This window comes from Sphingopyxis sp. GC21 (assembly GCF_025727575.1).
GTDB classification, from domain to species: Bacteria; Pseudomonadota; Alphaproteobacteria; order Sphingomonadales; family Sphingomonadaceae; genus Sphingopyxis; species Sphingopyxis terrae_A.
In genome coordinates this window covers 3,582,808-3,607,015 of sequence record NZ_CP095845.1, presented here as the reverse complement: position 1 = coordinate 3,607,015, position 24,208 = coordinate 3,582,808, and the positions used below count along the sequence as shown (strand labels likewise).

General features: G+C 61.1%; 16 protein-coding genes and 1 pseudogene. 14 read left to right on the top strand and 3 right to left on the bottom strand.

Translation table 11 applies throughout. From position 1 onward, the window contains the following. Positions 1-209 precede the first annotated feature (209 nt). The 4 genes from MU856_RS17420 to MU856_RS17405 all read left to right on the top strand — a co-directional run bounded on the left by MU856_RS17420 (position 210) and on the right by MU856_RS17405 (position 5,960). Positions 210-3,614 carry a hypothetical protein gene (locus MU856_RS17420; protein ID WP_263588079.1) on the top strand — a complete coding sequence of 1,135 codons (3,405 nt, stop codon included), beginning with the start codon at positions 210-212 and terminating at the stop codon, positions 3,612-3,614. 217 nt (positions 3,615-3,831) lie between these two features. Next, positions 3,832-4,596 (top strand): hypothetical protein, encoded by a 765-nt coding sequence (locus MU856_RS17415; RefSeq protein ID WP_263588078.1) that lies wholly within the window; start codon positions 3,832-3,834, stop codon positions 4,594-4,596. 280 nt (positions 4,597-4,876) lie between these two features. Next, complete coding sequence (locus MU856_RS17410) at positions 4,877-5,524, top strand: MobA/MobL family protein (protein WP_263588077.1); 648 nt, start codon at positions 4,877-4,879, stop codon at positions 5,522-5,524. Between the two features lie 163 nt (positions 5,525-5,687). Continuing rightward, positions 5,688-5,960 (top strand): hypothetical protein, encoded by a 273-nt coding sequence (locus tag MU856_RS17405; protein WP_263588076.1) that lies wholly within the window; start codon positions 5,688-5,690, stop codon positions 5,958-5,960. Between the two features lie 185 nt (positions 5,961-6,145). Here MU856_RS17405 and MU856_RS17400 read toward each other — a convergent pair whose 3' ends face one another. After that, on the bottom strand, positions 6,146-6,631 hold the full coding sequence (locus tag MU856_RS17400) for a hypothetical protein (RefSeq protein ID WP_263588075.1): 486 nt from the start codon (positions 6,629-6,631) through the stop codon (positions 6,146-6,148). A gap of 189 nt (positions 6,632-6,820) precedes the next feature. On the opposite strand from MU856_RS17400, the pseudogene MU856_RS17390 reads away from it, so the two are divergent. Together MU856_RS17390 and MU856_RS17385 are read left to right on the top strand one after the other, a co-directional pair. Further along, positions 6,821-7,602 (top strand): annotated as a pseudogene (locus MU856_RS17390) (IS5 family transposase). Further along, entirely contained in the window at positions 7,572-8,768 is a 1,197-nt protein-coding gene (locus tag MU856_RS17385; protein WP_263588073.1) for a PD-(D/E)XK nuclease family protein, read from the top strand. Before MU856_RS17390 ends, MU856_RS17385 begins: the two are co-directional and overlap by 31 nt. Before the next feature lie 25 nt (positions 8,769-8,793). Here MU856_RS17385 and MU856_RS17380 read toward each other — a convergent pair whose 3' ends face one another. Beyond that, positions 8,794-10,161: a hypothetical protein gene (locus MU856_RS17380; RefSeq protein WP_263588072.1), complete on the bottom strand. Its 1,368-nt coding sequence runs from the start codon at positions 10,159-10,161 to the stop codon at positions 8,794-8,796. Between the two features lie 141 nt (positions 10,162-10,302). Further along, positions 10,303-11,949 (bottom strand): hypothetical protein, encoded by a 1,647-nt coding sequence (locus MU856_RS17375; RefSeq protein ID WP_263588071.1) that lies wholly within the window; start codon positions 11,947-11,949, stop codon positions 10,303-10,305. A gap of 129 nt (positions 11,950-12,078) precedes the next feature. On the opposite strand from MU856_RS17375, the gene MU856_RS17370 reads away from it, so the two are divergent. The 8 genes from MU856_RS17370 to tnpC all read left to right on the top strand — a co-directional run bounded on the left by MU856_RS17370 (position 12,079) and on the right by tnpC (position 24,150). Further along, on the top strand, positions 12,079-14,343 hold the full coding sequence (locus MU856_RS17370) for a hypothetical protein (RefSeq protein WP_263588070.1): 2,265 nt from the start codon (positions 12,079-12,081) through the stop codon (positions 14,341-14,343). Between the two features lie 140 nt (positions 14,344-14,483). Further along, the gene (locus tag MU856_RS17365) at positions 14,484-15,179 is read left to right on the top strand and encodes a hypothetical protein (protein ID WP_263588069.1); all 696 of its coding nucleotides are present in this window, start codon (positions 14,484-14,486) and stop codon (positions 15,177-15,179) included. A gap of 233 nt (positions 15,180-15,412) precedes the next feature. Further along, positions 15,413-19,513: a hypothetical protein gene (locus tag MU856_RS17360; protein WP_263588068.1), complete on the top strand. Its 4,101-nt coding sequence runs from the start codon at positions 15,413-15,415 to the stop codon at positions 19,511-19,513. Positions 19,514-19,722: 209 nt separating this feature from the next. Then, positions 19,723-20,283: a SprT-like domain-containing protein gene (locus MU856_RS17355; protein WP_263588067.1), complete on the top strand. Its 561-nt coding sequence runs from the start codon at positions 19,723-19,725 to the stop codon at positions 20,281-20,283. After that, positions 20,283-21,557 carry a HEPN/Toprim-associated domain-containing protein gene (locus MU856_RS17350; protein ID WP_263588066.1) on the top strand — a complete coding sequence of 425 codons (1,275 nt, stop codon included), beginning with the start codon at positions 20,283-20,285 and terminating at the stop codon, positions 21,555-21,557. Before MU856_RS17355 ends, MU856_RS17350 begins: the two co-directional genes overlap by 1 nt. A gap of 252 nt (positions 21,558-21,809) precedes the next feature. After that, positions 21,810-22,193, top strand: coding sequence for an IS66-like element accessory protein TnpA (gene tnpA, locus MU856_RS17345; RefSeq protein WP_263588065.1), 384 nt, complete (start codon positions 21,810-21,812; stop codon positions 22,191-22,193). After that, positions 22,190-22,537: an IS66 family insertion sequence element accessory protein TnpB gene (tnpB, locus tag MU856_RS17340; protein WP_263588064.1), complete on the top strand. Its 348-nt coding sequence runs from the start codon at positions 22,190-22,192 to the stop codon at positions 22,535-22,537. Before tnpA ends, tnpB begins: the two co-directional genes overlap by 4 nt. A 101-nt stretch (positions 22,538-22,638) precedes the next feature. Next, entirely contained in the window at positions 22,639-24,150 is a 1,512-nt protein-coding gene (tnpC, locus tag MU856_RS17335; RefSeq protein WP_263588996.1) for an IS66 family transposase, read from the top strand. The last annotated feature ends 58 nt before the right edge of the window (positions 24,151-24,208 follow it).

Below are 24,208 nucleotides of genomic sequence, written 5' to 3'. Positions count from 1 at the left end.
GGATTCCTGAAGATGTAAGCTATATTCGATGCGGGCTTACTTGTTTTGCGCAATAGGCTAACCTCCCATTCTTCGATTGTGGAAGTTAGCAGCAACATGATATCCTTCGGATTAGGAAGGTCGGTTTCGCTCGGGACTTCCCGAGCGGGCGCCTGCCGCGGGCTGGTAGGGCGGGCACGGCCCGTCTTTTAAAGCGTGGACTGGAGATCATGGATCCGATCGGAACTTTTCGCAGGCGCGCAGCAAAGCGGATCATCCGCGACTTGCCGCTCGACCTGGCGGAGACCGAACTCGATGATCCGTTGGGGCTCCTGCGCGGCAAGGTCCGAGCGAGCCTCGATTCCGCGCAGCGCTGGGAGCGCGGGAAGGCGGCTCCTGCCCGGCGCGCCTGGTTCGGCATTCCGAGCGTGCCGGACATATCGCGGCTGACGAGCGTGGCGGGGGAGCGCAGCTTCCACCTGGCGCGCAACGTCACCCGCGAGCGAGCGGCGGCCGCCTTCGATGATTATGCGACCGGTAAGATCGGCGATGCGAATGCGGAGCCGGAAATGGCGGCAGAGGAGCGGCCCGCTGCGACGTTCGACCGCTACACGCAGGATCATGGCCATGACGATCGCCAGGTCCTCGTCACGACGCTCGATCCGGATCCGGTCAAGCGAGCCAGGCAGTGGGACGCGGTCGAAGCGCATGAGTTCGGTCGGCGCAAGAATAAATCCGCCGGACCGCCGCGTCTCAACATCAGATATGAAATCGCGCCTGCGTTTCTGGCGGGCGCTGCGCTTCGCGCCGATTGTCCCGAAGGTCTGCGTCACATTCTCAACGCCGAGCAGAGGCGGGTGGATGGCGGCAAGGCGCTCGGCAAAAAGCGCCAGTCGGTTGGTGTGCCGTGGATCGATCCGGAGGCGCCTGCCGCGCTGAAGTGGCTCGCGGCGCTGCCCGGCTGGCCGGATGCGGATCCGCCGGTGAAGCTCAGCGAAGGTCGCGGCAGCTATGCGGTCATTGCGGGCGAGGCGGAGCTGCCCGCCGATCTCGATGGCGCGGCGCACGAACGCATTCTCGTCGGTGCGAACGCCTGGGTGCAATCGCTCGCCAAATCCGAAAGCGGCGATGCTGACGCAAATCGGGTCGTGCCCGCCCTGTTCGTGCGGCATGAACCCGACGCGCTCAATAACCTGACGAACTGGCACCTGCACTTCCAGGTCGGTAAGCGTGCGGTGTCCATCGATGGCGACGGTGAACTGGCGTTCGACGCCCACGTCGTGCCGCAAATCGCGACCAGCTTCATGAAGCCGTTCCGCTGCGAGATCGCGCGACTCGTCAACGTCGAACTGAAGGCCACTGACGCTGACTATCGGCTCTCGCCAGAAACCTATGCGAAGATGGGGCTCGACGCGCAAACCATGCGTAAGGTCGGCGGCAAGGCCACCGTACTCGAACGCGCGGGAGATACGCCGGATGTGTCGCTCGACAATGCAGCGATCGGCTGGTCGCGCGTGCTTGCGCAGCACGTGGCGAAGCGCGAGGCGGATCTGGCGGATGCCGATACGGCTTTCGAATTACGCGAAGCGCGCGTGCGCGAAGTCTGCAATTCGGATGAGCGTGATCGCCTTGCGCGGCTCGCGCTCGACCTTCGCGATCGCGAGCATGCCGCGATCCGGCTGCGCGCTGAGGCCGCCGAGATCGAAACGCTGTGCGCTATGGCGCGCAGCCATCCGCGTATCGTTGCGAGATTTGCTCCGGGCTATGCGGACAAGGCGCGTAAGGACGGACACGATACCTATCTGTCGCACGCGTGGACCAGGCGGGGGAGTGAGGCCGAAGCCTATCTCGATAAACTAGAACTGGAGTTGGTCGTTGAACAGACCGCGATGGCCGAGCGCCGCGACCAGGCGATGTTTCTCGAAAGCAGCGCCGCCGATCTTCGCGAGCGCCTCGAGCGAGACCTGAGTCTTGCGGTCCAGAATGCAGAGCCGACTCGCGTGATCAACGCAATATTGTCCCGTGAGCCCCGCTCTCAAACCATCCTCGACCCCAATGCGGTGATGCAGCGCATCGCCGAGACGCCGCTCCTGCTCAGCGACGTCGACGGACACCTCGTGGTCCTTCCGGCCGACGATCCTCAGGATTTGATCCACGGCGTCGATCTGAATGCCGCGCCCTATCGAAAGCGCCTCCCGGCGATCCGCGACACCCAGCAAAGAGAACTGGCCCAAGTCTGCGCTTTGCTGACCAAGCGCGGCCCGGCAGGTCTAGATGATGATAATCTCGTCGACAAAAGCGCGTGGCTGCAGAAGGTGGTGCGGCGCTGGCGCGATACTCCCGAGATTGCACGGCAGATCAAGTTGCGCGATTTGCGCATCCAAGCGGCCCGCAAAATGGCATCAGACCACCAGCGGGAGGCTGACCAAGAATTTGCGTTGTCGCCGCCTCGCGCGCTCGATCAGCCCTTGCCGACTCTTGCATCCTTGGGCGCGCGCGGGTTCGACATGGTTGGGCTGGGCAACATCAGGCCCGGCCGCGAACCAAAGCCGGTGCCCGCAAGGCTCTCGCTGCGTGCCGAGCGGTCGCACCAACTCGCTATTCCCGCCGACGAAAATGTTCCGGTCGCAACGGAGCGCACCAAGACGCTGCGCGATGTTCGCGTTGACGACCATATCCCCATCCATAACAACGGGCGAGAAAAGTTTGCAGATCTGTACCAGCGGCTTGCCCACACCCCAATCAATGGGCCGTTTCCCGACAAACCGACCATCAACGAGCTCCAGACGCTACAATCGGTCATCGAGACCTATCCTGTCCGGATCGCGCACTGGCGCGGCGCTTTGCGGATCGACCTGCGCGACGACCCCCGCGGGTGGTTCGATACCCCTTACATTAGGAGCGCGGCGGGACAGGACCTGCTTTCGGCGATTGTCGATAAGCGAGCGCAGATGGCCGGGAACCTGCCCGATTTCGATCTTGGGCGCCGGCCGACGGCCTGGGACATGGAGCATAAGCGGCGGGCATCTTGGCTTGATCAACCTGCCACGCACCTTGCGCCGGTGCCTGCCGAATTGATGGACACATACCAGGAAACCGACCCGGCCGCCCTGTGGCGGCGTTCGCCTGTCCCTTTTCTGTTTGCCCGGCGTTCGGATGCCGAAGCACCGGACACCGTGGAGACGCTGCGCGACGCCCTCGGGTCTCGCGCCGCGTGGCTGGCGCGGCCCGACATAAAAGCCCGGACCCGGGCCGCCTGGCTCGTTCAGCAGGAGACACGGAGCGATATCCTGCATGATCGAATGATCGATGCAGGCTTGCTGCCACCCGCGCCGCTGCGGGCAAACGAAGCGGACCGGTTTCTGCATATGGGCGATCCGTTGCTCGACGAAGAGTGGCTGCTGATCAAGCGCGGTTCGGTATGGTTCGATCCGCCGAAAGAGGCGGACCGGTTGAAGCGCGCGCTGGCATCGGCGCGGTCCAGCAGCGATATCGCGGCCGCCAGCGCTATCATAGCTTTCGGGATCAAGCCGCGAGCAGCGAAGCAAAAGGCGAAGCGATCGAAGCCGCCGAAGCGCCTTCATCCGCCCGTTCGCGGGGGGGCCGGGCGAGAGCCCGGCGGCCGCGGCCGCTGATCGCCTGACCGCCAGAAATACCTGCCACCCATAAAATGACGACCACACTGCGCCGCGGCCGCAGAACGGCCTCGTATGTCCGCCGCATGGAAAAGCGAGACGCGGCAGCGCGCCCGCTGAACAATGGAGACGCTGACGCGGGAAGCGAGGAACAGGGTGAAAGGAAAAGAGGCAGGAGTTCTGTCTCGGATCCCTGATCCTCCGAAAGGAGAATATCGTGAACGATTATCAACTTCCCAAATGCCTGCAGGTGATCGGTCTGGCCTGCATTCCGGTGAACGACTTGCCGGACGAGCATCCAGCGCTGGCACGCCGGCCGGTTGCGGCGGCGGTCCTGACGTTGGTCGAACAGGATGATGGCCATCGCTGGATCAACGCGATTTGCGTGTCCGACGCGCGCAAATCGGAAATCCCATTGCCGCACTTGCTCGACAAGACGCTGTTGCCCGGCGCGGTCCAGATCGCGTCCACGGCCGATCGCATGACGTTGGCGATGGACGCGGTCAGCCGGCGCTTCTTCGTCGAGCCGGCTCTTGCAGAACTCTGTTTTGGGGAGACGGCTATCGATCCCTCCGCAATGGGTGACCATGGGTTCGATGAGCGAACAGCGTGCCGCCGCTTCTCGATCCCGATGCCCGAGATCGGCGATGCTGACATCGAACTCGCCTGGTCGCGCGCCGCGCCCGCGGCAGCCGAAAACCATGCGCTGCGCGTCGCGACCGCACGCTTGATGCTGTGGGCGCATGTCGAGGCGTTCCGCAGCGCGCGACCGGAACCCTTCTTCGAGACGATGCTGGCGCTGCGCAACTGGATCGATGCCAGTGAATATCTCAAGTCTGCGCTCGCCGATATCGGGAACTCCCGCCCTATCCGCCGCGCAGACTCATTCGCGCATCATTATCGCGATTATCGACAACGCCTTGCTGCGGGGGACGAGACCGCGAGATGGGTCAGCTTCGAAGACGGGCTGTTCCACGCCTGAGCGAGCCTAACTCGTAGGCCCAGAATCGACGGAAAAATGGCCTCGCTGCTCGGGTCGCGCGAGCAGCGAGGCCTGCGAGCGTGCATATGCACAACGCTTCGCATGTGATGGGCCGCTGTCATGCCCGTCAGGGCACGGTCTAGCGACCAGCTTTAAATATCCGGTGAATCGACGCCCAGTAGCCGCTGCGGTGCCGCCTCGCCGTTTCTCCATCACATCCAAACTCAGCAAGGGGACCGCAGCGATGCGGCTCCTTTTCATTCGTAGAAAGAAGTACCAAATGACGACCATCCACAACATCCGCCCGTTCAACACCCGTTATGTGATCCGGGACCGGTCAAGCCGCTATACACCCGAGCTCTTGCGGACGCACCGCACGGCGCAGGCGAGCTACGCATACATCAACCGGCAGAACAGCATCGATGAATGGGGTCCGACGCCGAACTGGGAGTCGCGCTCCGACCTTGCGGCGGCGGGCCGATGCGCTCCTGCCCGCGCCGCCGGACCCAAGCTGTCGGGGATCGCGCTGTGGGCACAAGCGGACGAGAATGCGGCGCGGTATCGGCCCGACGAGCCGACCATCGCGCATTGCGTTGGCAGTCTGCCGCGCCATGAGGACCTCGCCTTCTGGCGCAATCTGATCGAAGGCTTTGCCGAGGATTATCTGGTCGCCCGCGGCATGGTCGTCGACTGGGCGATCCATCATCAGGCAGAAAGCGACGATAAGCCCGAAATCGCGCCCCATGCGCATTTCCTCATCACCTTGCGAGGATATGACCCGGAGCACCGCGATTATGGCAAGGTTCGCCAGAACTGGCTGCGGACGGACAATTCTCGCAAGCGCCTCGCCGAGCGGTGGTGGGAACGGACCGGAATCGTCCCGCCCGAATATGCCATGGCGGCGGCGATGTCCCAAATCTCTCGCTGACATCGTGCCGGCGCCGGGCCTCGACGACGCCCGGGGTCGGCACTCTCGAATGCCGCGTTTCCGCATGGCGCTTTGCGAGGATCTGCAAGCAATGACTACAGGCGTGAAGAAGAGAGGATAAATGGCGCGCAGCAGGTGATCTAAAGATCGGAGGAGAAAAGAAATGTTTAGCGTCGAACCAATTATCGTGCTCGTTGCCGTGTGCGGGACAGTCGTCTTTATGCGCGAAATGCCGCGCCTGTTTGCGTTGCTAATCGTCTGGATTGCCGACCGACTGTCGGCCGCCAGGAACACTCAGATCGTGGAAGCGCTTAACGGTCGCCAAGTTTCAGCGACTTGGACCGCGTCGTGGGTAAATCGCAAGTTGTTGCGCGCTGCCATGCGCTCCACGATGTGCGTGACGACGTTTCGTTCGCTCTATCCGACTAGTCGCTAAGGAAATCTGCTGGCCCAGGTGTCGGCAATCGAATTGCCGAACCCTGGGCCAGCCGGATCTATCATTATGCAAGCCCCATATCAGGGGTTCATCAGATGGCCGGTGTTAGCTCGCGCCATGATACCTATTTCGTCTCCAATCGGGAGCGCGGCCTTGCCAGCGACCTCTCGTTGCGCCCAGGGAGATCAATGAACCCTTACATAAGGATTGGGATCGCATGCCATGATCTGCGGCATCAGTGACAGGATCTTGCGCGCCATTTTGATCCGATCAGCCCGATAGTCTAACGGGATGTCCAATACCCGACAAAGTGCCGCATCGTGATAAGCGAACCCGAAATCCGCGCCCTTGGGAACTATCAGAGCCGGTCCTTCCCTGGACAGAACCCATGCCGAGCATCGAGGCCACGTCTTCACTTTACCGTCATAGGTCTCATAAACCGCGATATTGGCGGGTCCACGGCGTTCCTTCCCGGGCTTGAAGGCAAGCACAATCAGGTCTTTGTTGGCTTCTTTTACCGCCTGCTCAAAACCATGTTCATTCCCTACTTCAGCAACAGTGAATGCAGCCTCTCTGGAAGGGATCCCGTCTACTTCTCGTCTAAGGGTTATCATTCTGCTTAGACAAATCAGGAAATCCATCGCAATTTCTCGATTAAATCTGGTCTTCATTCTCATTCTCCTTGGAGCTAATGTTCAAAGCTCGTCGGAGGCATTATTCCGCCGACCCTTAGTTATAGGATCGTCGCAAGATTCTCCCAAGCTACTCAGAAATTTTTTCACTTATTCTAGGCCGTGTTGACAAAAGGGATTCCCAAACCGGCCTTCTTCTGATTCAAGACTGCTTTTTGGGGAGCAGTCATGGGTCGCGGGGATTTGTCGGACGCGGAGTGGGGGTTGATCGGGCCGCTGCTGCCGCCTGAGCGTGGTCGCTGGGCGCGGCCGGCGGGCGATAACCGGCTCTTCCTCAATGGGATGCTCCACGTGCTGCGGGTCGGCTGCCCCTGGCGCGACATGCACGAGCGGTACGGCAAATGGAACTCGGTCTATGTGCGCTTCCGTCGCTGGGCCGAACAGGGTGTCTGGGATGCCCTGCTGCAAACACTGGTCGACCTGGGTCTGACCGACGACTGGCAACACATGATCGACAGCACCAGCGTTCGCGGCCACGTCTCGGCAGCGGGCGGAAAAGGGGGGCTTGTGCGAACGCTCTTGGTCGATCACGCGGCGGCTTTACGAGCAAAATCCACGCCCGCTGCGACAATCAAGGACTGCCTGTCGGCTTCATCCTGACCGGCGGCGAGGCCTCCGATTATACCGCCGCCGAACCGCTGATGGCGATCCCCGTCGCCACGCCCAAGGCGCTGCTGGCGGACAAGGGCTATGATGGTGATCGCTTCCGGGAAAGCCTGCTGGTCCGCGGCATCCTGCCGATCATCCCGCCCCGTTCGAACCGCAAGGTGCCCGAGCATCCCGACTATCGCCGCTACCGGGACCGCAACCGCGTCGAGCGCATGTTCGGCAAGCTCAAACAGCAACGACGCATCGCCACCCGCTATGACAAAACCCTTCTCTCGTTCGAGAGCTTCCTCAACCTCGCCGCTACGCGCTTATGGCTGAAGTCTTTTGTCAACACGACCTAGTCGACGATGGCGAATTTCATCATCTCGACGGACAGCTTGGCCGTTTTAATCTCTTTGAAGCGATGGGCGGCGTGCGTTCGGAACTTCGCCATTCCAACTTCCTCGCCTTCCTCTTTTCGCCAAACCGCGCGCACGGTTTGGCCGGGCTTGCCCTTCAGAAAGTCCTGCGCGCGATCATCGATGATATCACACCGGAAAGCCGCCCGATCCGGCCGCTTGAGCTCGCCGTTGCCGATTTGGACGATGCGTTCGTCCAGCGCGAGCGCGACAATATCGATTTGCTGATCGAAATCCCCTCACTGAAGCTTGTCGTACTTATCGAGAACAAGGTGGGCGCCGCCGCCAGCGATGGTCAGCTTCAGCGCTACCGCGCGGTCGTCGAGCGCCGATATCCGGACTATCGCCGCCTCCTCGTCTTTCTAACGCCGCACGGCATCACGCCCGACTGCGAAGGCTATGTCGCCTTCAGCTATCGCCGATTAGCTGAGGTGTTCGACGAGCTGTCGCGACACGAGATGATTGCGTCCGAACCCAAGCTACTTCTCGCCCATTATGTCGAAATGCTCCGGAGACATGTCGTGCCCCACGCGGAATTGAGAGACTTGGCGTTGCGACTTTATGAGCGCCACCGCGAAGCCTTTGATTTTGTCTTTAAGGCACGCCCCGAACCCAACGGCATTTTGGATGATCTGAAAGCACGGGTCTTAAGTGTCGAGGGCCTCGAGGAAGATCGCTCAGTCGCTAATATTTTCCGTTTCTATCCGGCGCGCTGGAATGAAACATTAGCGGGCGCTCGCTGCAGCACCAGCAGCTGGACGCGTTCAGGCCGAGGCCTCCTATTCGAAATCAAGCTCCATCCATCGACCGGGCGCGTCCATCTTGTCCTTGTTATGGGGCCGCTAGATCAGCCGCTGCGCGACAAAATCTACACAGCGGCTATGAGCCGACCAGACCTTTTCAAAGGACTGGTCAAACCGATGGGCCGACACCATTCAACCCTCTTCAACCGCGAGCTGCTAACCGCCAGTCTTGCACCAACGCTCGATTTTGAACAGCAAAGTCTGACTGCCTCGCTCGCTTGGTCTGACTTTCAGGGGACTGAGCTCAGCCCACTCATTGAGACGGTCGAACATATCGCTGCCAAGGCCTTGGCGGAAGAAAACTAGCAGCGCCAACCGCCATGGGTCGGCCTCAGTCTGGCACGGACATCTGCTGCGGATCATCACTCTCGCTATGGCGAGCAGCCCAGTGGAAACAGTGGATGAGACATCGGCGCGCGAGTGTTTCGGCAAGGCCGCGCAGATCTTCCCAATCGTGTCCGAGCCGATCGCTGTTGCCATGAAGGAGACGGCTCCGTCCTTGCGAATAAAGCTCGTTCACGACGACCTTATAGGGTTGGCCGTCTTTTCGGATCGGTGTGGTGGGCTCGACGCCTGTGCGCGCGGATATCAAATTCATGATCCCGCCGCCGCCTTTGCCGCAGGCGAGTGCATCCAGGCACGACATAAATTTGGCAATCGCAATCATGGGCATGGGTTCGCGGCACGCTTCGTGAAACCAGATAAGCGCATGAGCGAAGCTGTTCATGAGCTTGGGGCGACGTGCTGCAGCCGGATCGCCGAGCAAAAATTCGATGGTCTCCGCCAAGGTCGCCCACCAATCAGCGCGTTTGGCGACGAGCGGCTCCCAGATGTCCTTGAAGATGGTGAGGCCATGGAAAGAGCGCGCCCGGCGCCTGCCACCGAGCGATTCAGGTCGATCTTGATAGAAAACATAGGTCTCGATGTAGGGCGGCCCGTCATAAGCGAAGTTAATATCCCGAAGCGCGCGTCTTGGGCTCACCCACATGAGCGCCACACCCACGACGGCGATGCGTGCGGCGAGAAGCGCCTTTTCCTTCGCAAAACTGCCAAACAGACCATCGGTTTGGACCGAACAGATGAAGGGCGCTTCGCCTACTGTCTCAAAGATGTCGGATTCGTTGACGCTATCGACCGATCCTTTGCGGCGCCGAACTTTTTTGCCCGACCAACGCGCAGTCAAGCGGCGATGAGTGACGGGCGTTATGCGGCCCTCGGCCAACGCGGCGTCGAGCCATATATTCCGGCGGCTAATCGTGACCGGGCCGACGGTGAAGGGCGAGATCTCATGGTGCTCGATGAGCGAACAGCCAAAAAGGAAGGTCCGTTTGTCAAAATTCCATTTCGTTTGGTCGAGTTCGCCGTTTAGCGCGGTGAGAGCATCCCGCGCGCTCACGGCCAGCGGCAAATCGAGATCGATCTCGGCCAAGATAGGCCCAATCACGCGCTGAACGATCGAGCCCCAATCCTTGCCCGATATGGCGTTTGCGAGTTGTGGCCGCGCTGTGAGCAAAAGTCCTGCAAGCTCTAAAATCAGCTCGCTGATAGCCCGGTTGATGATGAGCGAATCGCCGTTGCCCGCGCTGATCCATCCCGGTATTTCAGGTACCTCGCCGCTACCGCTTTTGGAAACGGGCACGACTTGGATCGACAGCAACTCCTTCAAGATCTGCTCGATAATGTCTCGCGCTTTTTGCAACGCCGCCCCCTCTTTGCCGTCGTCTCAGCATAGCTGAGCAACTCAATTTTGCCGCCTCATCCATCGCAGAAAATTCCGCCGCGCGATGTCGCGCCAGCCAATCCAATATCGGGCAGGTCAAAAAACTTCCATTCGAGCCGGTTAATGGGTTTGTGTAAGCCTCACGATCGGCCAGCGGGATTTTGCTTCCAGAAATGCATACATTACTCCGCGTAGCAGTATCAGGCTCATCCGCTCCAACTTGAGCTGGTTCTGTTCCGAGATTTGATGATGAGCGTTTCCGCGGATCGCCTGGCAAATAGCGAGATCGCTGGCAATTTGCGCCGGCAGGGGACCTCCTTGCTTCGTGTTGAACCAGTCAAGATCGATCGCGGAGTGCAGCTGCGAAATCTTTCGGTACTCGTCGGCTTTCAGCAGCTTTCCAACTGGAGTGGCGACTGGCCAGATCTGTTTGAATTTTTCGTACAACTGGGTTTTTGGGAATTGAACATTGCCGACCAGCATTGCGTGGACGAGGTGTTCGACGCTCAATGCCATGCCTTGGATATCACTTTTAAGGCCTGCCAAGTGCCGAGAGTCACCCGAAAACGCCCGTTCGTTGAGGGATCGCCAACGCCAATAGAATTCGTAAAGGTCGTGGCCCTCAACAAAGTCCAGAAATGCGTTCGCCTGCTCCCTGGTGAAGCCAGCCTTCAGAATCGCGTCGGGCCGCGAAAAGCTGATGATCAACCGTTCCGCATCTTCCCGCCATTCGGTCGCCCAGTCCTGGAAGATCACCCGCAAGGTCGGCTTGAAATGTCCAGTTACGCGACCAACGTCCTCAAACAACTGTTGAGGCGGAACGTCCTTCAGATAGCGCGCAAGCGTGACGGACTTACCAATGAAGGTCCGATAGGCCTTCTTGTGATTTTGATAACCTATGCGCTCCCAGTCGCCCCAGCGTCCACAGAGGAACCGAATAACCTCAATGACCTGTGGATAGCTAACCCTAAAGCGCGCCCGGCACCGCTTTGCCAGTTCGATCGATCTCGCCTCCATTTCTGCGTGTTCCGCCTCATCGATCTGGCGTCTGCCCTGCCATCCCGATCGCATCAGAACATAATGATCGTTCTTCGCGTCTTCTTCCGCAAACCAAACGATCGCATCCAGCACTTTTTCGAATTTTCGAAATGACTGCAGTGAACGAATCGGTTCAAAATGGATCCCGCCTCCGGTCCAGGATTCTGGGATTTGTCCTGAACGCCAATCCCAATTCTCCGTATTGCCGAAGAATCGTGTACCCATGTCGTGGCATTCGAGGAAAAGTAGTAATTGCCACGTGCTGTAATAAGTGACCACTGTACGGTTGTGCCAAAGCGGACCGCCGCGCTTTGCATCTACACGAACGCGAAAACTCGTCCAAGGCACGAACTTTCGTCTTGCAGGATACTGAATAAACTGCCGCCATTCCTTGTTAGGGCTGTCCAGCGGATTGCGCTCGGTCAACGGATCGCATCCCCACTTTTGGTCTTGCTTCTGGCGAGCCCGTTCTAGGGCGCAGGCCGCCTTCCAGCGCGGACCGTTTGGTTCCTTCGGCCCCGTCGGCTTCGGTCGGCGGTAGCCCGGCCGCTCCATCGCATACCACCGCCGTTCGATGGGATCGGGATAGCGTAATCGCAGCAGTGGAATTAAAATTCGTTGCCGCTCCAGCCTTTCAAGTACACTGTCATTTGGCGGAATTGCCAGGACTTTGAGTTCTTTGAGCTCGGCTAAAAACTGCCCAATTTCCAAATGTCGTGAAAAGCGCATCGGTCACTTCTAGCCCACAGCCAAGCACGCCACAAAGCCTTCCGGTCGATGGAAAATTGGAGGCGGGTGTGCTTGGTGGATGCGTAGCTGCTAGTTATTGTCTCACCAATTGGGGGATGAAAGAAAATCATGGGCGACGATGACACAGGAAATGCCAACCTCGCTGATATGCTGGCTATGGACGCAGCCGACCCCAGCGAGAAGCTCGCAGCCCACGCAACTGTGCTTCAATCGCAAATGGAAGAGATCGCCGAAGAAATCCGCGAGCTGATTGCTTCACAGCCGCCGGTGGCTTTACTCGGCTACTTATTGGGGCAAACTCATATCGCACTGATGTACGAAGTTTCCGAATCTGAAGAGCCCCCTCGTCTCAACTCCCAAACCCTTCAGCAGCATCAGCTAGCGCTCGAATACGCCCATGCCGTCTGGAGCAGCGAACCCGACTTGCCGGCCGAGAATACTCGGCTCAACGAGGAGAACGCAGCGAAACTGCTAGAAGCCTTTGAGCGGCTCAGCAAAACCACGATGCTGTATTGCATGGCGAGTTCGGCTGCATCACGTGATCCGGAGCGTCCAAATTTGGCGGAGATGCAGTTTCACGCCAAGTCGAGCTGGAGCCTGATCCGAGGTCATCGCTACCAAGTGCTCGAAGAAGAGTTTTTTCGGTATGCGCTCCGTCCACACGACGCGGCACTCCGCTCGGCTTATGGGATGAATTCCGGCCAAGTAGCAGCCTCGATTCAGGGCATCGCCGATAGTATGCGGACCGGATTCAGCAATGCCGCCGAGGGGATGATGCAGCGCTTCGACCAAGTCAACGCACTTGTCGATGAGACGGGCGACGACCTTGAGACAGTCATGAAAGCGTTGGCCGTTGCCGACGATACTTTCATGTCCAGCACTGCCGATTTGATGAAAGACATGCTCTATGGCGGAACGAGCAATCTCAGCCGGCACACCGAAATGACGCAGCCGTTGCTCGAAGACCTTTGCTTCCTGCCCGGTGAAAACACCGAATTCTTCGAAGAGGGGGCGTTTCGCGGGACGCCAATGCGCACACTTCCCGCGCGTATCAAGCCGGGAGTCAAGCTCGGAGATGAGTACTATGCGCCTGAGCCGCAGTTCGTTCGCGACGCCGCCTACAGGGCAATCCAAAGGGGAGTTTGCGAGCGGCTTCCATACCGTGACGAGTGGCTCAAGCGCCAAGGGGCGATCGCGGAAGAAGCGTTTCCGGTCATCTTCTCGAAGCAGCTTACCGGCGCGATCCTCCATTCATCCGTGTACTATCGCGACGTCGAGAGCGGAAACTGGGCTGAGACCGACCTGCTCATAGCGGTGGAAGATTGCTTGCTCGTAGTCGAGGCAAAGGCGGGAACGATGCCAATGCATTCGCCGGCTACGAACTTCAAAGCCCATGAGCGCGCAATCCAGGATTTGGTGGTCAAGGCTTATCGTCAGTGCCAACGGTTCATCGAATATCTAAACAGCGCAGCAGAGGTGCCGATTTATCGGCTCGCCGATGGCGTCTACACCGAGATCGGTAGACTCAAGCGGACCGACTATCGTTCCATCCTCCCGATCGGCCTAACGATCGAGGCTTTCACGCCCTTCTCCGCTGCGGCCAAAGAGCTGCCTGAGGTGGCACCCATTCTAGGCAACTTTCCCTTTGTCTCAATGTCGGTCGATGATCTCTTCGTCCTGAACCGTTTCCTCCCCACCGCGGGCCATTTGTTGCACTATCTCAAGGTGCGCCAAGCCGTCGCCGGGATACCGAGCGCCATGCTGTTCGACGAAGTAGATCACCTCGGCGCATATATCTCCCGCAATCGCATCGATATTGATATTCGGGAAGCGATGGCCGAGGCTGACCGGATGACGTTGGACGCGTTTTGCGAGGTCGTCGATCGATACTTCGAAGGTCCCGACTGGGAGGCCAAGCCGGTTCCGTCCCAGTCAATTCCTACCACTCTCGCACGGGTCTTGGCCGCGCTTGATGCTCTGAAACCGACCGGATGGCTAGCGATGGACAATGCGCTTCGTGACCTCGGTGGAGATGCCCGGGATAGAATCTCCAGTTTAATTTCGGACCTTGAATCGACTTTGCACGAGAAAACCCAACGCCGGTTCATGATGGATACGGAGGAGCCTCTACAAGTGTGGCTGTGCAGGATTGGACACCCGCCGGACCCGATAGAGTTCAGGTTCGGCGCTCAGGCCGCCTGTCTCTCCCTGGACGCATCTCAGATCCGGGTGCTTACGCTCTTTTACGACAAACCTGGAACAATCAGCCAAATGTCCTGCGCAATCATTTCATCACCCTCCCCGCTGCAAAGCGATTTTGGTGCCATCCGAGAAAAGGCAGATTGGCTGAAGGAGAAAGCGCAGAACCTTTGAAAGGAGCGCCCCATTGTCGAGCCGTCTACGCCTCGCCAAGACCGCTACCGCTGCAACGGCGGCTGCCTTTGGTCCGATGACTCTGCTACGCCTTGATCGCCACCCCATTTGGGCATGAACCGTTCGCACGGAGTAGCGGAATGTCAGACAAGAAACTTGCCGAACTGCAGGCTGACCTCGCGCGATTGGCGGATAAACTGCCAACGGCGATCGACCTTCTTGCTCTGCACAAGCGGTACAAGGCGCCCGGCAAGGTCGAGATGCTCCGCGGAAGCCTGATCTGGCGCGCGGAAGAATTGGGAAGGAATGCCTTGGTTGCGCTCGAGGCGGGCGATTTCGTCACCGCCGCGCTGTTGACGCGCGCGGTGATGGAAACGACGGCAGCGCTCGTCTTTCTGCACAAGCTGGTGACCCGGGCGGTCAGCCAAGGATGCTCTCCCTCCCTTGAAGAGAAACTTACTGGTTTTCTGACCGGCTCAAAACTCTGGGAGGAGCTGGGCGGGGCTATTCATGTCAACGACATGCTTCGCGAAGTCAGCAAGGTGATCCCGGGATATTTCGAAGAGCATTATGCGGCGCTCAGCGAGATCGCGCATCCGAACTGGTCGGGCGCGTTCGGCGCGTTCGGGATCATCGACAAGGAGAAGATGGTCATAAACTTCGCGAGAGGCGGCCGGTCCCGCGAAACGCAGCGCGGAACGATCATCGGCCGACTTGTGGGCTCGATTGGCCTATTCCTGGGCTACCACGACATGCTGGGCCAAGCGCTTCCGGACTTCGCCAAAGCGGTTGAAGATTATTATACGGCGAAGGAAGCAGCCGAGCCCGCATCCTGAAGCGGCAGGCAGTTACGCGCAGCGCCCGTTCTCTTCCCGCTTTGCCAGATGTTCGGTGTAGATGTCTCGGCGACGCCCACAACGTGCTCGATCTCGCTCTGCTTGTACGGCGGAAGATGGTCGATATCGCTCTTCATCGCCGTACCCTAACAGGGAGGAGTCGGCGAGGCGCCCCAATTGCGGGCCATCCGGTCCGTTTCCGAGCGAGATGGCGAGCGCCTGGGCGTCCGCCTTTGCGCCGCCCGGATCATCGGCTAGGGCGGCCCGATGGGGCAGAATATTTCGTCGCTGATCAGTGCCGGGGGGCGGAATGGGTACTCGCGGCCGAAGAGGCCAAGAGGCAGGCGATCGCGTCGCTGCGCGGCTATTCCTATCAGTTGCACCAGAGCCTGGCCGCATGGATCGCGCTGCCCGAAGGCGCGACGCTACATCTGGAGGTCGCCGAGGATTATGCCGCGATCGCGCGCGATCCCGCCACGCTTGAGGAGGTGCTGGCCGCGACGCAAGTCAAGGACAAGCGCGAGTCCGGCAGCGTCACACTAAACTCCGCCGATGTCCTCGAGGCGATCGCGAACTTCTGGTCGCTGCGCGAGGCCAATGAAGGCCGCAAGGTCCGGTTCGCCTTTCTGACTACCTCGCCGATCGGCAAGGAGCGGCGTGCGCCGCTGCCTTCGGGGACCCCAGGACTCGAAGTCTGGGCGACCGCGGCGCGCGGCGGCCCGGTGGACGAGCTTCGCGCCGCGCTGAAGGAGCGGCTTGCGGACCATGCAGGGATCGCTGCACTGCTGGCCGACGCCAGCGACGACGAACTGTGCGAAACGCTGATCGCGCCGATCCGTTTCGTGTGCGGCGCGCCCGACATCGCGGGCGTCGAGGCGGACAACCGCGCCGCGCTGGTCGAGCTCGGCTATGAGCTCGGCGGTACGCCCGAGCTTGCGGCCCGCGCCGCAGACCATCTTCTCGTCCGCGTTCTCGACACGGTCATCGAAAGCGCGGACCGCCGGCTCACGCGCGGCGACCTTATCCAGCAGCTCTTCGACCTCATCACCATACGCGTGCCCTCGCGCATGGCAATCGGTGCGGGCGGCCTCACGGCGCGCGGCATCGATCTCGACGCGACCGGGGTCTGGCGGGCGGCCGCGCCGCCGCAGGGTCCCTTCGCGCCGCGTAGCGTGGCGGTCGATGCGATCGGCGCGATTGCGGCCGAACATGGCGTCGCATGGATTCACGGCTCGACCGGGCTCGGCAAATCGATCCTCGCCGAACTCGCCGCCGCGCGGCGTGGCAGCGCGTGGCGGGTTCTCGATCTGCGCGGCGCGTCGGGCCCGGTGGCCCGCGAGCGGCTGGCCGCCGCGCGCGCGCATATCCTTGCCGCGCCCGACATCGTCGGGCTGGTGGTCGACGACTTGTCGCCCGATCTCGAGGCCGAGATCCTATCCGAGCTCTCGGCGCTGGCGGCGACGCTGGCGCGCCGGGACACGCCGCTCCTCGTCACGAGCAACCATCCGCCGTCGCACCGCATCGCGCGCGCGACCGGCGCGGTAGACGCGGCGGTGTTCGCCGCCCCCTCGTTCGACGAGAGCGACGCCGCCGAGCTCGTCGCGGCCTATCGCGGCGATCCCGCCAAATGGGCGTGGTTCGCGCTGCTCGTCGGCGGCGCGCATCCCCAGCTCGTCGATGCGGCGATCGCGGGGCTCGAACGGCGCGGCTGGCCCGATTCCGCGATGGAGGAATGGGCCGAGGCCGGAATGCGGAACAGCGACGTCGAGGCCGAACGCGAAGCGGCGCGGCGGCGCCTGCTCGCGGAACTCACGGGCGACACGCTTCCGCTTCTCGCCCGCACCGCCCGGATCATCGGCACCTTCGACCGCCCGCTTGCGGTCGCGGTCGGCGAAGCGATGCCAGCGCTCGAACGCATCGGCCTTTCGCTCGACCAGCTGACCGGCCACTGGATCGAACGGGTCGGAAGCCGCGGCCTGCGCACGTCGCCGCTGGTGTCGGGGCTCGACCGCGAGACATTTTCTGCGGACGAGCTGAAGGCGATCGACGAGGCGATCTGCGCGCATCTCCTGAAACGCACAGCGATCTCGCCCGACCTGATCGACCTCGCCTTCGCGCACGCGATCTTCGCGCAAAACGGCGGCGTCGTGAACATGATCGTGCAGATGGTGATCACGTCGACGGACGAAAACCGGCCGAAGCTTGCGAGCGCGATGACCTTGTTCCGCCGCGCCGATGCGGGTCTCGGCTTCCTCGACGAATATCCGTTGCAGCGGCTGCTGCTCCTGCTCGCACAGCACCTGCTGCTGAGCTCGATCGGGTCGGCCGACGACGTCGACCGGTCGGCGGAGCGGTTGGTCGAGCGCCTCGACGCCGCGACCAAGTCGCCCGATGCCAGGCCCGAGGCCGAAGAGGCGGCCGCAGGCATCGTCTTCATGAAAATGCTGATGGACGGCTATGCCTTCGGCAAGATCCGCGACTGGTTCCCCCTCCTCCGGCGTTTCCGGACCATCGCCGAAGCAAAAGCCTCTTATGCGCATCTGTTCGAGACCAAACTCGAGCGCGATCCGATCCAGTTCATGTTCCTCGCGCATGCGGTGTATCTGCCCGGCCGCCCTGCGCTTTCGGACCTTTTCGGCAATCTCGACGGGCTGGCGCCCGACGAACGGCGCTATTGGCTCGCATCGCTCAGTACGCAGCCAGGCGCGACCTCGATGTTCGTCGACAATGCGTGGATGAAGGAAGTGGAAAAGGGCGACGTCGATGGCACCGGTGAAGCCGCTGAGCTCGAGCGGCTCGCCGACATGGCGATCGGATGGGGCGAGCCGGCGCTCGCGGGCAAGCTGTTCCGCGCGCAATCCGTGATGCTCGACGAATATGCGGGCGACCGGGCAGGCGCCGACGCCGCACTGGACGCCGCCGGGGCCAAGCTTCCCGGAAGCTTCGAGATCTTGCGTTCGCGCGCGAAGGTCGCGTGGCGGGCCGACGATCACCCGAAAGTGGTCGCGATCACGAAGGAGCTCACGGGACGCCTCGACGATGTCGAGGCGATCGAGGCGGCGTTCGTGTTGCGCGAGGGTGCGATGAGCGCGGGCGAGCTTGAACTCTACGACCAGGCGCGGCGCTGGTTCGAGGCGGCGGAGCACCGCGCACGCGAGACCCGGTCGGCGAGCGACGTGTTCGCGACGGGGCTGGCAGCCGACGCGGTCTGGGCGGCCTTTGCCGCGGGCGACCGGGCGGGCGCAGTGCGTGCGATGGCGGGCGTGCTCGAGCGCCTTGAAACGATCGATCCGGCCATGAGTGAGACGGCGCGCGCGTTGCACCTCCTCTCACGCCACCTCGTCCTTTGGATGCGGGCTCAGGATGAGGATATCCGCATCGACGACGGGCCGGTGCTCTTCGTGCCTGGCGCGATCAGTAACCCCTCGCCCAACCCGGGGCTCGCGGCGCAGCCGCTCAGCCGGCTCGCGCCCGCGTGGATGATGCTAGCGCGCGCTGCGCTGCGTGCAGGCGTGCCGCCCGCCGAAGTGCTGGACTGGGCGGGGGTCGCCGACAGCAGGCGCTATCCCGCGCACGACGTGATGATCCGGACCGACCTTCTCAATTACGGGATCGAACGTCAGTCGATCGACGACTTCTCGCGCTTCCTCGTCCCGCATGTCGAGGGGATCCAGTATATCGCGGAAAGCGATTGGCAGCAGAACCCACCCGATCCGGTGAACGCTGTTCCCGGCACCCTACCCACGCTGACGGCGGACAAGCTGGCCGACGATCTCGTTCGCAGTTCGCTCCGCGATTCCGCGCTCGCCTATGGCGCGGTTTCACTGAAAGGCGGGCTCGCGCAACCCCATTCCCTCGGTATGGTTCGCGGCGTCGTCCACGAGGTGGCCGAGGCGGATCTCCTGCCCGAATGGTCCGACACGCCGCCCGCCGAGGCAACCGACCTCGGTTCGGCGGCGGCCGAGAGCATCGCCCGCCTCGCGGCGCACAAGACGCTGACGCTTGAGCAGTTGTTCGTCGCCCATTTGCGGGTACTCGAGTGGGCGAACGGCTCGCACCACCGGGCGGTCGCTCTCGCGGCGCTCGCGTCGCGTGTGCGGTCGGACTGGCGCCATGTCTTGGACGAGCGCCGAGCGCTGCTTCGGCTCCCCGCCGCGACAATTCCCGAAATCGAAACCGCGCTCACCGCCGATCACAGGCCCGGATCCTACGCTGCGAACGTGCTACTCGCGGTGCTGTCGGCAGTGTCAGTCAACCTCGCGCCCGGTATCCGCGCAATGCTCGCCGACATGCGCGACCGGACCGACGACCGCCGCCCGCACACAGCATCGTAAAAGCGCCGCGGCACGGAAAAGCTGCTTCGTACCGCGATTACCGCGCAATTATCTTCCTCTCGCATTCGACCTAGCCATACTGCGCCCGAGCACCGATGACTCGCAGCGCGCGCCTCAATTTCTGCCACGCCTGGTACGCCTCGTTGGCGCTGCATCGCGTTCCGCTAGCGGCCACTGACACCCGCGCAGTCCCTTGCTATTGTTCGGGCATGATAACAGAAAGCTACTACTGGAAAAGGCCACTCCTGACTGGTGCCAATTTCATCCGAAAGTACATGGATAAAGAGAACATCACGGACGCGCAGTTCGCCCGGATTGAGCGGGAGATTTTCATCGGCTTCTATACCGTTCGCAAATTGCTCGAAGCCACGGGGAAGGTCGGCCCAGAAACCCGCGATTTGCAGGTCTCCTTAAAGTGTTACCCCAAGCGCACAGGGCAGCCACTGGTTGACTGGTATAATCGCAGCGAGTTCTGGGAGCTGTATGATCTGGAAGTTGGTCGCTCCGAGCAGCGTGATCTTCTCTACGTTGCGCATCAGATGGTTCACAGCTTCATCTTCGTATTATCTGGACATGATGATGGGCACGGCGCTTTCTTCACCAGCGACCGTGACAAGAAAACCCGTCTCAGCTTCATCACGACAAGCGAGATCGCCCGTATTTTCGAAATAGTCGGGAATGATTACCCCTCCGGATTCAATTCTTGGCGCGATCCTGACACCGGCGAGATGAAGTGGGCCGTCCCGCCTCGCAAGGAGCCAGCCGCCTGATGGGAACTGCGATCGAACTGGAGGTCGGCGATGTATCTATCTCCTACGCCAAAAACCACATGGGCATGGACTTCGGATATCTGTTCCAACGGGGAGATGAGACGCGCCGTAAATCGGACGCGATCAACTACGACTATTACGAGGAGCACCCGGAAGAAAAAGACGAGCTGGTTGTGCATGAGGCCGCCTTCGTCAGGCCCTTATCGCGTGTGCTCCCCCGCCTTTTTCTCTTCGGTTCCAGTATCGAAAGCGCGCGCTTTGAATACGAGGCAATCATCGCAGAAGCGCGAGAGTTTGCGTCCTATGGCGAGCCGCCCGATGAAACTGATTTCCTAACCTTCGAAGAATACTGCGCTCTGATTCGGCGTTATCCGCTTTCAAGCCTTGGCGGCGGAACAGAGTTTCACGATAAAGAAAAAGCGAAAGGCAGGCTCGCGGCGGATAAGGATTTCGACCGCCTCCCTTGGACTGACAACTCCGACAGCTTCTGGTCGGAATCGAGCTTTATCGCTGCTAAGCTCGCGATTCTAAGTCCTGAGTCCATGCTCCATGTCTTTGCGCTGAATCCAGACAATCTCGACGCAGAGGTGAAATGGGAGTTTGGCCCGCTGGTCGTAGCAGGCTGGGCGAGCCGAGAGAATTTCGAGCCGGGCGCACGCAGGATGCAGAAAATCCTGATCGCGACGGAAGGCGCATCGGATGCGCGTATCATCAAGCGTGCGCTCGAAATCCTTCGCCCTGATGTTTCGGACTTCTTTAATTTCGTCGATGTAGATGAACGGCATCACTTCTGGGGCACAGGCAATCTCGTGAAATTCGCCGAGGGTCTGCTTCGCATCGACGTACAGAACAAAGTGCTATTCCTTTTTGACAACGATGCTGAAGGGGTGGACGCCTACCGGAAACTGAACGCGCTCAAGCTGCCGGGCAACATGCGCTCCATGCTTCTGCCAGACCTAGACGACTTTCGAAGCTTTCCGACACGCGGACCGGAAGGCGTCGGCATTTCAGATATTAACGGCCGGGCGGCCGCGATCGAGTGCTATCTCGATCTCAACCTCCCCTCCTACGGTCCCGCGCAAGTTCTATGGAGCAATTTCAAAAAGGACATTGAGGCGTGGCACGGTGCTCTTGAGTTCAAGGAGTCCTATCAGCGCCACTTCTATGATCAGTCTCCTGAGGCGTTGCTGTCGGCGAGCTATGACGTTTCGAAGCTTCTCAAGCTCCTCGACGCGCTGATCAAGGAGGCCTCACTGGTTTCGTCTGTAGCGTAGTGCAAAGTAGCATGTGAGTGGCTTGATACCGAAAATCTCAAGCAAGAAACCAAACTAACAGAGATTTGGCTGACAAACGTCGGCTTTCAGGCGATCGCGCTGGAGCCTCCGAGGACGTAAGCGAGGTCTGACGACCGCCTTGCACGGCGCCCATTCGCGGGGATGATTGCCGCTCTTTGAGCGGGGTGGCCGGTGTCGGACGAGATCGAGGTTTCAGCTAGCGGTGCAGCGACTACTCATACGAGCGGTCGTATGAGTAGTCGGATAGAGGTCGTTAGCCGGCTGTCGGGCCGGCGGCGCTGGACGGTGGAGCAGAAGCTGGCCGTGCTGCGGGATGCATTCGGGCCGGAGGGCTGCGTGCGCGCGGCGTGTGAACGCCATGACGTCGGCAGCGGCTCGATCTACACCTGGCGACGACAGGCGATGTCCGGCGAGCTTGCCGGGGTTCGCAAGCTGGCGGAGCCGGCATTTGCGGAGGTGCAGATCAGTGAGCAGCTGGCCTTGCCCGCCCCAACGGTCGCCGCGCGCAGCGACGGTGTGATCGGCATCGAGCTGCCGTCGGGCATCAGGGTGAGTGTGGACGCTACGGTCGATGCCGACGCCCTGTCGCGGGTGATCGGTATCCTGACGCGATGATCCCGCTGCCGCCATCGACGCGGATATTCCTGGCCTGCGGGGCGACGGACATGCGCAAGGGTTTCGACGGCCTTGCCGTGATGACGCAGCAGGTTCTGGAGCAAAGCCCGCATTCCGGCGCGCTGTTCGCCTTTCGCGGGAAGCGAGGCGATCTGGTGAAGCTGCTCTGGTATGACGGTCAGGGCATGTGCCTTTTCTCCAAGCGGATGGATCGTGGCCGGTTCGTGTGGCCATCGACCAAGACTGGATCGGTGGTGATGACCGCAGCCCAGCTTTCCATGCTGTTGGAAGGCATAGATTGGCGGCGGCCCGAGCGCATTTTCACCCCTTCATTAGCGGGATAAATGCCCATTTTTCGGCGCTTTTTCTGGCATTATAACCGCTGTTCCGCTATAGGATCGCGGTGTCGGACGCAGGCCTTTCCACCGCTGACAAAGACGCTCGGATCGCCGAGCTCGAAGCTGCTTTGGCGGCGGCCCACGCCGATATTTCGGCTCGCGACATCCTGATCGACACGCTGCGTGTGCAGATCGCGCGCCTCAAGCGGATGCAGTTCGGCAAGTCATCCGAGAAGCTCGATACCCAGATCGCACAGCTTGAGCTGGCCCTCGAAGAGCTCGAAGGCGAGGCCATCGTCGCCGCCGCCCGTCGGGCCGATCCGGCAGAGGTTGATCGGCCGTCGCCTGTTCGGTCGCTGCCTGCCCATCTGCCGCGCGAGGAACAGCGGATCGAGCCTGTGCAAGGCACCTGCACCTGTCCCGGCTGCGGCGGGGCGTTGCGGCCGCTGGGGCAGGATAGCGACGAGATGCTCGATGCCGTGCCGGTGCAATGGCGTGTCGTTCGGACGATCCGGCCCAAGTATAGCTGCCGGTCCTGCGAGAAGATCGTCCAGGCGCCCGCGCCGGTAAAAGCCATTGCCCGAGGCAAAGCGACCTTTGGCACGCTGGCCCACGTTGTCGTCTCCAAGTTCGACCATCATCTGCCACTTTACCGCCAAGCCGAGATCATGGCGGCGCAGGGCATCGAGATCGACCGCTCAACGCTGGCAGGCTGGGTCGGGCAGGCATCCGTGCTGCTCGACCCGATCGTCAGTCGCATTCGCGAGGTCGGCCTGACCGCCTCGAAGATCCATACCGACGATACGCCGGTTCCCATGCTTGATCCGGGCCGGGGCAAGACGGCGACTGGCAGGCTCTGGGCTTACGCCGTCGATGATCGCGGCTCCGGCGCCACGACCCCCTCGCTGGTCTGGTATGAGTTCACCACCGATCGCACAGGCGCGCATCCCCAACGGCAGCTGGCCAACTTCACCGGCTATCTCCAGGCCGACGGCTATGCCGGTTATGACAAGCTCTACGACACTAACCGTGTCACCCAGGTTGCTTGCTGGGCGCACTTCCGGCGGAAGATATTCGACATCCACGCCACCAAGCCGACGCCGCTCACCACCGATCTGTTGGAGCGTATAGGTCAGCTCTATGAGATTGAGGCAGAGGTTCGAGGCCATCAGCCCGAGATCCGGCGACGAAGTCGGCAGGACCGCACTCAGCCATTGATCGACGAGTTGCGCCAGGCACTCGACGAAGCCCTGCGCCGTCTCTCGCCCAAGTCCGAGATGGCCAAGGCGATCGCCTATGGCCGCAAGCGCTGGGTCGCGCTTACGCGCTTCCTTGATGATGGCCGCCTGGAGATCGATAACAACATTGCGGAGCGCGCCATGCGGTGTGTGGCTTTGGGCCGTAAAAACTGGCTGTTTGCCGGATCAAAGGCAGGCGGTGATCGCGCCGCTGCCGTCTATTCCGTCATCGAGAGCGCCAAACTCAATGGCCTTGAACCCCAGGCCTATATCGCCGACGTCATCACCAAGATCGCTGGCAACTGGCCTGCTGCCCGCTGGGATGAACTCATGCCGTGGAACTGGCGGCCCGATCAGCAACCGATCGCCGCAGCCGCCTGATCTGCGGTCTCCAGCTCACGCTTACCCGAGGACCGACATGAGGCGCGGAGCTGCTGTA

What these genes read in the sequence shown, in the direction of transcription:
- MU856_RS17420 (WP_263588079.1), top strand. Translation starts at nt 210, where the DNA reads ATGGATCCGATCGGAACTTTTCGCAGGCGCGCAGCAAAGCGGATCATC.
- MU856_RS17410 (WP_263588077.1), top strand. Translation starts at nt 4,877, where the DNA reads ATGACGACCATCCACAACATCCGCCCGTTCAACACCCGTTATGTGATC.
- MU856_RS17405 (WP_263588076.1), top strand. Translation starts at nt 5,688, where the DNA reads ATGTTTAGCGTCGAACCAATTATCGTGCTCGTTGCCGTGTGCGGGACA.
- MU856_RS17400 (WP_263588075.1), bottom strand. Translation starts at nt 6,631, where the DNA reads ATGAAGACCAGATTTAATCGAGAAATTGCGATGGATTTCCTGATTTGT.
- MU856_RS17385 (WP_263588073.1), top strand. Translation starts at nt 7,572, where the DNA reads ATGGCTGAAGTCTTTTGTCAACACGACCTAGTCGACGATGGCGAATTT.
- MU856_RS17375 (WP_263588071.1), bottom strand. Translation starts at nt 11,949, where the DNA reads ATGCGCTTTTCACGACATTTGGAAATTGGGCAGTTTTTAGCCGAGCTC.
- MU856_RS17370 (WP_263588070.1), top strand. Translation starts at nt 12,079, where the DNA reads ATGGGCGACGATGACACAGGAAATGCCAACCTCGCTGATATGCTGGCT.
- MU856_RS17365 (WP_263588069.1), top strand. Translation starts at nt 14,484, where the DNA reads ATGTCAGACAAGAAACTTGCCGAACTGCAGGCTGACCTCGCGCGATTG.
- MU856_RS17355 (WP_263588067.1), top strand. Translation starts at nt 19,723, where the DNA reads ATGATAACAGAAAGCTACTACTGGAAAAGGCCACTCCTGACTGGTGCC.
- MU856_RS17350 (WP_263588066.1), top strand. Translation starts at nt 20,283, where the DNA reads ATGGGAACTGCGATCGAACTGGAGGTCGGCGATGTATCTATCTCCTAC.
- tnpA (WP_263588065.1), top strand. Translation starts at nt 21,810, where the DNA reads ATGAGTAGTCGGATAGAGGTCGTTAGCCGGCTGTCGGGCCGGCGGCGC.
- tnpB (WP_263588064.1), top strand. Translation starts at nt 22,190, where the DNA reads ATGATCCCGCTGCCGCCATCGACGCGGATATTCCTGGCCTGCGGGGCG.